Here is an 11,274-nt window from a genome sequence, read left to right as displayed (position 1 = left end):
ACATCGAACGCATCCCGAAACACCGGGAACGCCTCATACAACCCACGGCCCATCCCCACCCGCTGACACCCCTGACCAGCGAACAACACCCCCAACCGACCCCGCACGACCGAACCCGACACCACCCCCACACCCGACTCACCCCGCGCCACCACACCCAACCCCGCCAACGCCTCCCCACGATCCCCCGCCACCACCACCGCACGATCCGACAACCCCGCCCGACCAACAGCCAACGCCACACCCAGCTCCGTCACCCCCACGTCAGGGTGGCCTGCGGCGAAGTCCAGCAGCCGGCGCGCCTGGGCCCGCAAACCCGCATCACCACGCCCCGACACCACCAACGGCACCACCAACGGCACCACACCACCACCCGGAGTCTCCGGCGCCACCTCGGCCGCCGCTTCCGGAGCCTGCTCCAGAATCACGTGGGCGTTCGTCCCGCTGACCCCGAACCCCGACACCCCCACCCGGCGCGGACGCCCCGCCTCCGGCCACACCCGCCGCTCGGTCAGCAGCTCCACCGCACCCGACGACCAATCCACCTGCGGCGTCGGCTCATCCACATGCAATGTCCTCGGCAGCACCCCATGCCGCAGCGCCATCACCATCTTGATGACCCCGGCCACGCCCGCCGCGCCCTGGGTGTGGCCGATGTTGGACTTGAGCGACCCCAGCCACAGGGGCCGGTCCTCCGGCCGTCCCTGCCCGTACGTGGCCAGCAGCGCCTGCGCCTCGATCGGGTCGCCCAGCGCCGTGCCCGTGCCATGGGCCTCCACCGCGTCCACTTCGGACGGGGTGAGGCGCGCATGGGCCAGCGCCTGCCGGATGACACGTTGCTGTGACGGGCCGTTCGGGGCGGTCAGTCCATTCGACGCGCCGTCCTGGTTCACCGCGCTGCCCCGCACCACCGCCAGCACCCGATGGCCGTTCCGCTCCGCGTCCGACAGCCGCTCAAGCAGCAGCACTCCCGCGCCCTCGGAGAAGCCGGTGCCGTCCGCCGCCGCGGCGAACGCCTTGCAGCGGGCGTCGGCGGCGAGTCCGCGCTGGCGTGAGAAGCCGATGAACGCCCGGGGTGTGCCCAGGACGGTGACGCCACCGGCCAGCGCCATCGAGCAGTCCCCCGCCCGGAGGGCGCGCGTCGCCAGGTGGAGCGCCACCAGGGACGCGGAACACGCGGTGTCGACCGTGACGGCGGGGCCCTCGAACCCGAAGGTGTAGGAGATCCGGCCGGAGAGCACACTTCCGGCGTCGGAGGTCATCAGATAGCTCTCCAGGGCCTCGGGCAGCTCCGGCAGCCCGGCCCCGTAGTCGCTGCCCGCGAAGCCGGAGAACACCCCGACGTCCTTACCGCGCCAGGCGGTCGGGTCGATCCCCGCCCGTTCGAACGCCTCCCAGGAGAGCTCGAGCATGATGCGCTGCTGCGGATCCATCGCCAGGGCCTCACGCGGCGAAATGCCGAAGAAGCCCGCGTCGAACTCCCCCGCGTCGTGCAGAAATCCGCCCTCGCGGACATAGCTGGTGCCCCGGTGGTCGGGGTCCGGATGAAACAGATTTTCCAGGTCCCAACCGCGGTTCACGGGGAAGCCGGTGATCCCGTCCCGCCCGTGCAGCACCATCTCCCACAGTTGCTCCGGGGAGGCCACCCCGCCCGGAAGGCGGCAGGCCATGGCGACGATGGCGATCGGCTCCGTCTTCTCGGCCTCCAGCTCGCGGACCCGTTTCTGGGAGCGGCGGGCATCGGCCAGCACGCGCTTGAGGTAGTCGCGCAGCTTCCCGTCATCTGCCATGAGTGTTCACTCCCGAAGGAAACGGTGGCGTCTGCTGGAGGTTCGGCGGGGTGTGGTGTGCCATCGCGGGGGGCCGGGCGGTCACGAGGTGCCGAACTCCCGGTCGATGAGCTCGAACATGGCCTCGTCGGTCGCGGTGTCCACGTCGAACTCCTCGTCCTGGTCGGCGGTTGTGGCGCCCGCCGTGGTCTCCCACTGCTCGACCAGCAGCTGGAGACGGGCCAGCACCGTGGCGTGGGTCGTGGCGTCGGGGGTCACCTCGGCCAGGGTGGTGGCCACGGTGTCGAGCTCGGCCATCAGCACCTCGGAGGTGTCGACCTCCTGGCCCAGTTCGGCCAGGAGGTAGCGGGCGAGTGGCGCGGGGGCGGGGTGGTCGAAGATGAGCGTGGCGGGCAGCCGTACCCCGGCCCGGCGGGAGAGCCGATTGCGCAGCTCCACGGCGGTGAGGGAGTCGAAACCGATCTCCTTGAACGGCTGGTTGGGCTCGATCAGATCGGCCGAGGCGTGGCCGAGGACGGCGGCGGCCTCCTGCTGGACCAGATCGAGCAGGATCTTCTCCTGCTGGCCGGCGGTTGCCCTGACCAGCCTGCTCACCAGGTCGTCCGTGTCCGCCGCCGCGTTGTCGACGGCCCGGCGCGGGGGGCGGACCAGGGCGTGCAGCAGTGCGGGCAGCGAGCCGGAGGCGGCCAGGGTGCGCAGGGCCGCGAAGTCCATGTGGGCGGGGACCAGTACGGTGTCGGGGCCGCGCAACGCGGTGTCGAACAGCTCCATGCCCTCGGGCACGGAGAGTCCGAGCATGCCGCCCTGGGCCATGCGCCGCTGGTCGGAGTCGTCCAGGTGTGCGCTCATGTCGGTGACCTGCCCCCACAGACCCCAGGCGAGGGAGGTGGCGGGCAGCCCGCTGGCGTGGCGGTAGCGGGCGAGCGCGTCGAGGAAGGCGTTGGCGGCGGAGTAGTTGCCCTGGCCCGGGGAGTCGAAGGTGCCCGCGCCGGAGGAGAAGAGGACGAACGCGGCGAGGTCGAGGTCGCGGGTCAGCTCGTGCAGGTTGAGCACCGCGTCCACCTTGGGGCGGAACACCGTGTCCAGGCGTTCCGGGGTCAGGGTGGTGATCACGCCGTCGTCCAGCAGCCCGGCGGTGTGCACCACGGCGGTCAGCGGAGTGTTCTCGGGGATCGAGCCGAGCAATGCGGCCACCGCCTCGCGGTCGGCGAGGTCGCAGGCCACCGTGCGCACGGTGGCGCCCAGCGCGCTGAGCTGGTCCTCCAGCTCGGGTATCCCCGTGGCGTCCCTGCCGCGCCGTCCGGCAAGGACGATGTTGCGCATTCCGTGTTCGGTGACCATGCGCCGGGCCACCAGGCGGCCCAGCGAGCCGGTGCCACCGGTGACCAGGAGGGTGCCGCTGGCGTCGGGGGTGCGGGGGAGGCTGAACACGTTCTTGCCGATGTGCCGTCCCTGGCTCATGTAGCGGAAGGCGGCCGGGGCGTGGCGTACGTCCCAGGTGTTCAGCGGCAGGGGACGCAGCGCTCCCCGGTCGAACAGCTCGGCCAGTTCACGCAGCATCTCCCCGATGCGGTCGTTGCCCGCTTCGTAGAGGGAGAACGCCTGGTAGGAGACGCCGGGGTGGGTGGTCGCGACCTCCTCGGGGCTCCGCAGGTCGGTCTTGCCCATCTCCAGGAACCGGCCTCCCCGGGGCAGCAGCCGCAGCGATGCGTCCACGAACTCCCCGGCCAGGCTGTCCAGCACCACATCGACGCCCCGGCCCTGGGTGGCGTCCAGGAAGTGCGTTTCGAAGTCCACGGTGCGCGAGTCGCCGAGCCGCCGTTCGCTGACTCCGGTGGCGCGTACGGCGTCCCATTTGGCCGCGGCGGCGGTGGCGAACACCTCGGCGCCCCAGTGCCGGGCGAGCTGCACGGCGGCCATGCCGACACCGCCGGCGGCGGCGTGGATCAGTACGGACTCACCGGATCGCAGACCGGCGAGGTCGCGCAGCCCGTAGTAGGCGGTGAGGAACGCCATCGGCACGCCGGCGGCCTGCTCGAACGACCAGCCGTGCGGGATCCTGACCACGGTGCGGTGGTCGGCCACGGCCAGCGGGCCGACGGCGTCGGGGAACAGCCCCATCACCCGGTCGCCGACGGTGAGCCCGGCCACTCCGGGGCCGATCTCGGTGACCACTCCGGAGCCCTCGTTGCCGATGGTGGCATCGACCCGGTTCATGTCCAGCGCCACCAGGACGTCCAGGAAGTTCAGCCCCGCCGCCCGGACCTCGATCCGGACCTGACCGGCCGCCAGTGGCTCCGGCGCGGCGGGCGCGGGGCGCAACGCCAGACCTTCGAGGGTGCCGCCGGTGCCGGGCTCCAGCCGCCAGGCCGCCGCGCCCGCGGGTGGGACCAGCGCGCCGGTGGTGTCCGCGCGGGTGAGCCGGCGGGCGTAGCGGATGCCGTCGCGCAGCGCGAGTTGCGGCTCTCCGCCGGTGAACGCGCTGGGCAACAGGGCCAGGGACGCCCGCGCCCGGTCGGTGTCCACCAGTGTGACGCGCCCGGGGTTCTCGGCCTGGGCCGACCGCAGCAGACCGCATACGGCGGCGGCGGTGGGGTCGGTGAGCTCGCGGTCGTGGTGTACGGCCACCGCGCCGTGGGTGAGCACGAGCAGCCGGGTGTCCTCGAGTTCGGGTGCGGCCAGCCAGGTTTGCAGCAGTTCCAGCACCCGGCCGGTCACCTCGCGTACGCCGCTCGCGCTCGGCTCCTGGCCGTCTCCGGTCAGGTCCAGGAGCAGCGCCTCCGGCACGCCCAGGTCGGCCGTCTCGGCCAGTTCGCGGATGTCCTCGGCGCTCGCCACCGGTACGGGGTGCGGGGTGTCCGGCGCGGTGCCGGCCGCCGGTGCCGGGAGCTCGTCCCAGCCGACGCGGAACATCCGCTCCCGCGCGGGGCCGGTGCTGGTGTCCAGCAGTTCGGTGGCCACCGGCCGGGACACCACCGATCCGACGGTGGCGACGGCCGCGCCGCCGGTGTCCGCCAGATGAAGCGCCACTTCCTCGGGGCCGTTCGGTGCGATGTGGACGCGTAGCGCGGACGCCCCGGCGGCGTGCAGGACGACGTCGCGGTAGGCGAAGGGCAGCGCCAGCGTGGCCTGGGTGGCGCCGAGGTCGCGGAAGGCGATCGCGTGCATGGCGGAGTCGAGCAGCACCGGGTGCAGTCCGAAGCCGTCCGCCGAGAGCCCCTGGTCGTCGGCGAGTGCGACCTCGGCGAACACCTCCTCGCCCCGGGTCCACACCGCGCGCAGCCCCCGGAAGGCCGGTCCGTAGCCGTAACCGGCGGCGGCCATGTCCTCGTACGCCTCGGACACCCGCTCGGTGTCCACCGCGACCGCCCCGGCCGGTGGCCACTGGGCGAGGCCGGTGTCGGGTGGGGTGGTGGTGGCGGCCGGGGCCAGGACACCGGTGGCGTGGCGTGTCCAGGCGGCCCCCGGTCCGCTTCCGTCCGCGCGGGAGCGCACGGAGAGCGGGCGCCGCCCGGAGTCGCCCGCCTCGCCCACGAACACCTGTAGGCGTGCGCCGTCACCGTCGGCCAGGGTGAGCGGTGCCTCGATGACGAGTTCTTCGACGACACCGCAACCGACCTCGTCACCGGCGCGCACCGCCAGCTCCACGAACGCCGCCCCGGGCAGCAGCACCGTGCCCGCCGCCGCGTGGTCGGCCAGCCAGGGGTGCGTACGCAGCGACAGCCGGGAGGTGAACAACACGCCGCCGGATTCGGGGAATTCGGTGACCGCGCCCAGCAGTGGGTGCTGGGCCGGTTCGAGGCCGAGCCCGGCCGCGTCGCCGAAGGTGTCGGTCGACTCCAGCCAGTAGTGGCGCCGTTGGAAGGCGTACGTGGGCAGATCGACGCGGCGTGGGTCGGTACCGGCGAACACCGTGGCCCAGTCCACCGGCAGTCCGCCCACATGGCCCTCGGCGAGGGAGGCCAGGAACCGCCGCGCACCGCCCTCGTCGCGCCGCAGGGAGCCCACGGCCACCGCGTCGGCCCCGGCGTCCTCGAACATCTGCTGCATGGCCGTCACCAGCACGGGATGGGCGCTGGACTCGACGAAGAAGCCGAAGCCGTCGGCGAGGAGCTCGTGGACGGCGCCCTCGAAGTTCACGGGGTGGCGCGCGTTGCGGAACCAGTACTCGGCGTCCAGTTCGCCGGTGTCGAGCACACCGCCGGTGACCGTCGAGTAGAACGGGATGTGGCCGCGGCGCGGGGTGATGTCGGCGAACATCGCCAGGATGCGGTCCCGCAACGGATCGACCTGGGCGCAGTGCGAGGCCACCGTCGAGCCCACGACCTGCGCCCGGATCCCGTCGGCCTTGCACCCGGCCACGAACTCCTCCAGCGCGGCCACCTCGCCCGCGACGGTCACCGCCGAGGGGCCGTTGCGTCCGGCGATCACCAGCCGCTCACCCCGGTCCGCCAGCCGCTTCTCCACGGCCTCGGGCGACGCCGCCACGGAGGCCACCGCGCCCTTGCCCACCAGTTCCTCGGCGAACAGCGCACTGCGCAGGACCACGATCCTGGCCGCGTCCTCCAGCGACAGCGCCCCGGCCACGTACGCCGCCGCGATCTCCCCCTGGCTGTGGCCGACCACCGCCGCGGGTTCGACCCCGGCCGCCGCCCACACCGCCGCCAAGGACACGTGCACGGCGAACAGCGCGGGTTGCAGGATCTCGATGCGGTCCAGGGACGGCGCGCCCTCGGCTCCCTGGATCACATCGGTGACGGACCAGTCCAGGAGGCGGCCGAGCGCGTCGTCGCATTCGGCGAACCGGTCGGCGAACGCCGTTGAGGAGGCGAGCAGTTCGGCCGCCATGCCCCGCCACTGTGAGCCCTGGCCGGGGAAGACGAAGGCGATGTGGCCGGTGGCCGGGCCGGTGCCGCGGATCACATCGGGTGCGGGGGTGTTCTGGGCCAGTGCGGTCAGGCCGCGCACCGCGGCGTCCCGGTCGGTGGCCAGCACCGCGCCGCGCTGCTCCAGCGCGGCGCGCCCGGAGGCCAGCGACCAGCCGAGGTCCGGCAGGGCCACGTCGGGCCGTTCGTCCAGGAACGACAGCAGGCGCCGGGCCTGGGCCCGCAGCCCCGACTCCCCCCGCCCGGACACCAGAAGGGGTACCGGGGCGTCATGCAGAACCGGTGGCGTATCGGCGGGGGCGACGCTGATTTCCGCGGTGGCGCCGGTGGCGGGGCCGGGTTCGACGGGCTGGAGGGCCGGGACCTCCTCGATGATCACATGGGCGTTGGTCCCGCTGATGCCGAAGCCCGATACGGCGGCCCGGCGCGGCCGTCCCGTCTCCGGCCACGGCTGTTCGCTGGTCAGGAGCTCCACGGCACCGGCCGACCAGTCCACCTGCCGCGACGGCTCATCCACATGCAGCGTCTTCGGCAGTACGCCGTGCCGCAGCGCCATCACCATCTTGATCACACCGGCCGCCCCGGCGGCGGCCTGGGTGTGACCGATGTTGGACTTCACCGAGCCCAGCCACAGCGGGCGGTCGCGGTCCCGGCCGTACGTGGCCAGCAGGGCCTGCGCCTCGATGGGGTCGCCCAGCGCCGTACCCGTGCCGTGTGCCTCCACCACGTCCACATCGGCGCCCGTCAGCCGCGCGCTGCTCAGCGCCCGGCGGATGACGCGCCGCTGTGAGGGGCCGTTGGGCGCGGTGAGGCCGTTGGAGGCGCCGTCCTGGTTCACCGCCGAGCCGCGCACCACCGCCAGTACCGGGTGTCCCGCGTCGACGGCGTCGGACAGGCGCTCCAGCAGAAGCACACCGGCGCCCTCGGAGAACCCGGTGCCGTCCGCCGAGGCCGCGAATGCCTTGCACCGGCCGTCGGGGGCCAGTCCGCGCTGCCGGGAGAAGCCCACGAAGGCGTCGGAGGCCGCCATCACGGTGACGCCACCGGCCAGCGCCATCGAGCACTCCCCCGCCCGCAGCGCCTGCGCCGCCAGGTGCAGCGCCACCAGCGACGAGGAACACGCCGTGTCGATCGTCACGGCGGGGCCTTCGAGGCCGAGTGCGTAGGAGACCCGTCCGGACAGCACGCTTCCCGCGCCACCGGTGAGGATGAACCCCTCCAGCCCTTCGGGGACCTCGGCGAGACCGGTGCCGTAGTCGTGGAACGCGATACCGGAATAGACGCCGACGTCCTTGCCCCGCTTGCTGGTCGGGTCGATCCCGGCGCGCTCGAACACCTCCCAGGACAGCTCCAGCATGATCCGCTGCTGGGGGTCCATCGCCACGGCCTCCCGGGGCGAGATGCCGAAGAAGCCCGCGTCGAACTCACCGGCGTCGTGCAGGAAACCCCCTTCCGTGGCATAGCTGGTGCCGGGGTGGTCCGGATCGGGGTGGAAGAGGTTGTCCAGGTCCCAGCCGCGGTTCACCGGAAAGCCGGAGATGCCGTCACCGCCGGTGGACACCAGCTCCCACAGGTCTTCCGGTGTGCTCACCCCGCCCGGCAGCCGGCAGGCCATCCCGACGATGGCGATGGGGGCGTAGGTGGCCGCGACCGCCTTGTCGTACTCGTGCTTCAGCCGGGCGTTGTCCTTCAGCGAGGCGCGCAGGGCTTCGACGATCTGTTCGCTCTGGCTACTGCTCATGGCTGCCTCCCACCGCGTCGAGTGCGTTCACAACTGGGTTCCGTCGAAAGCCCGTTGGACCAGTCCGGCGATATCCATTCCATCGATCAGGTCGAGCTCCTCATCGGCGGACGGCCGGCTGCCGTCCGGTCCGGCCACTTCGGTCTCGGCCCTGGCCAGCGACCGCAGCGCATCGAGCACTCCGGCCTCGCGGAGCCTGCTGAACGGCACGGCGGCCAGTACGCGGCGGATCTCCTCCTCATCGCCCTCGGTGACCTCGTCGTCGCCCTGGTCTCCCACGAGTTCGGTACGCAGGTACTCCACCAGCGCGGCGGGCGTGGGGTAGTCGAAGACGAGGGTGGCCGGCAGCCGGGTGCCCAGAGCGGCGCCGAGGGTGTTGCGCAGGTTCACCGCCGCGAGGGAGTCGAATCCCAGCTCCTGGAAGGCGCGTTGCGGTTTGACGGCCTCGACACCGCTGTGGCCCAGCGCGGTGGCCGCGTTCTCGCGCACCACCTTCATCAGGGCGCGCTCCCGCTCGGCGTCGGAGCCCGCGGCCAGTTCGCGCAGGAACTCCGAGGCGGACTCGTCGGTGGCGTCGTCCGTACGAAGGCTGTCGACGATCTCCTGAACGCCCGGCAGATCACCGATCAGCGGGCTGGGCCGCAGCGAGGTGAACGCCGGTACGAACGCCGACCAGTCGATGTCCACCACGGCCACGAGCGTGTCGTCATGGCGGACGGCGTGCGTCAGGGCCGCCATCGCCGCCTCGGGCGCCATGGGCAGCACACCGCGGCGGCGCAGCTGCTCCTGGGCCGTGGCATCGGCGGCCACACCGAAGCCGTCGATCACACCCCAGGCCACCGAGGTGGCCACCAGCCCCCTGGCGCGGCGCCGCTCGATCAGGGCGTCGAGCTGGGCGTTGGCCGCGCCGATCAGCCCCTGGCCGCCACCGCCCCAGACACTGGCGACCGACGAGAAGACCACGAACAGATCCAGCTTCCGATCGGCCAGGAGCGTGTCGAGATGCAGCAGACCGTCGACCTTGGCCGCCAGCGTCTCCGCCAGTTCATCGGCGCCGGTGGCGTCGGTCTGGGCGATCCGTGCCAGGTCGGCGGTGTGGACGACACCGGAGAGCTCGGGATACGCGGCGGGGCCGGTGAGCAGCCGCTTCACCGCGTCCCGGTCGGTGAGGTCCGTCGGGCACACCGTCACCTTCGCGCCCAGGCCGCTCAGCTCGTCCCGCAGGGCCACCACATGGGGCGCTTCCGGATCCGACCCGACGGTCAGCACCAGGTGCTCGGCACCGGCACCGGCCAGCCAGCGCGCGGCATGCCTGCCGAGGCCCTCCGTACCGCCGGTGACCAGGACGGTGCCGCGCGGCCGCCACTCCGGCTTCGCCACGCCGGTGGGCAGGGGATGGCTCCGCAGCCTGCGTACGAACGCGCCCGTGGCGCGGATCGCGAGCTGGTCCTCATCGCCCGGATCGGCCAGTGCGGCGAGCAGGGTCCGGGCGGCCCGGTCGTCGAACACGTCCGGGAGGTCCACCAGCGCCCCCCATCGGTCCGGCTGCTCCAGCGCCACGGCCAGACCGAGCCCCCACACCGCCGCCTGTTCCGGGGCGCTGAGGCGGTCCGCCGCGCCGACGGTGACCGCGCCTCGGGTGGCGCAGTACAGGCGATGCCCCGAGCCCGCTGAACCCGCAGAGCCCAGGTCGCCGAGGGCCTGGACCAGCGCCAGTGTGGCCGCGGCCCCCTCGGTGAGCGTCGCGGAGCCGGGACGTACGCGCTGGTCGAGAGCGAGCAGGGACAGCACTCCGCCGATGTCGTCGTGGTCCGCCGACGCGCCGCGCAGCATCTCGGCGAAGGCGGCGCGGTCGGGCGGTTCCGGTCCGTCGAGCCGCAGGGTGGTGGTGCGCAGACCCTGGCGATTCAGCATCGGGGCGATCCGGCCCGCGTACTCCTCGCCCTGGCAACCGTGCGGCAGGACGACCAGCCAGGTGCCACTGGGTACACCGGAGGTGGCGCCGGGGAGTGGCTTCCAGGTGACCTGATAGCGCAGCCGGTCCGCCGCGGACTTCTCACCGCGCTTGCGCCGCCAGTCCGACAACACGCCCAACGCACCGCCCACGGCGTCCAGCGCGGCACGGTTGTCCTCGCGGTCGGCCAGGTCCAGCGCTTCGGCCACCGAGCCGAGGTCCCCGCGTTCGACCGCGGCCCAGAACCGGGCGTCGACGGCGTCGGTGTCGCCGGGGGCACCGGCGAGGCTGCTCCGGTGAGAGGCGGGCCGGGTGTCCTGGAGCCAGTAGTGCGTGCGCTGGAAGGCGTACGTGGGCAGATCGGGGAGGTGAGCGGGCGGAACGGCGCCACCGAACAGAGTGCTGAAGTCGATGCGTACGCCTGCCACGTGCAGGTGAGCGACGGCGGCCATCAGCGCACGGGGTTCGTCGCCCTCCCGCCGCAGTGACGGCACCACCACGGGCCCTTCGGCCGCCTCTCCCGGCAGACAGTCGCCGACCATCGCGGACAGCACGGCGTCCGGCGCCAGTTCGAGGTAGGTGCTCACGCCGTGGTCGGCCAGCGCTCGTACTCCGTCCGCGAAGCGCACGGCGGTACGCACGTGTTCCACCCAGTACGTCGGCGAACACACCGCCTCGGCGTCCGCCAACTTGCCGGTCACGTTGGAGACCAGGGGGATCAGCGGTGCGGCGAAGGACACGTCGGCGATCGCCTCCCGGAACTCCTGCAGCATCGGCTCCATCCGGGCGGAATGGAACGCATGCGAGACCGCCAACCGCCTCGTCCGGCACCCCTGCTCCGACAACTCTTCGGCCACCCGCAACACCGGCTCCTCATCACCCGAGAGCACCACCGCAGCGGGC

3 protein-coding genes are annotated in these 11,274 nt (G+C 72.8%); all 3 read right to left on the bottom strand.

Annotated features, from left to right (window positions below; all coding sequences use genetic code 11):
• Positions 1-1,790, bottom strand: a 1,790-nt coding sequence (locus tag NP777_RS46055) for a type I polyketide synthase (RefSeq protein WP_256656179.1), incomplete at its 3' end; no start/stop codon positions are given.
• 81 nt (positions 1,791-1,871) lie between these two features.
• Complete coding sequence (locus NP777_RS46050) at positions 1,872-8,417, bottom strand: type I polyketide synthase (protein ID WP_256656178.1); 6,546 nt, start codon at positions 8,415-8,417, stop codon at positions 1,872-1,874.
• 27 nt (positions 8,418-8,444) lie between these two features.
• Positions 8,445-11,274, bottom strand: a 2,830-nt coding sequence (locus tag NP777_RS46045; RefSeq protein WP_256656177.1) for an SDR family NAD(P)-dependent oxidoreductase, incomplete at its 5' end; no start/stop codon positions are given.

This window comes from Streptomyces rugosispiralis (genome assembly GCF_024505145.1).
In the GTDB taxonomy this organism is placed as follows: domain Bacteria; phylum Actinomycetota; class Actinomycetes; order Streptomycetales; family Streptomycetaceae; genus Streptomyces; species Streptomyces rugosispiralis.
Note: the sequence above shows the minus strand (reverse complement) of the source record. Positions and strands in the feature narration are given on the sequence as shown.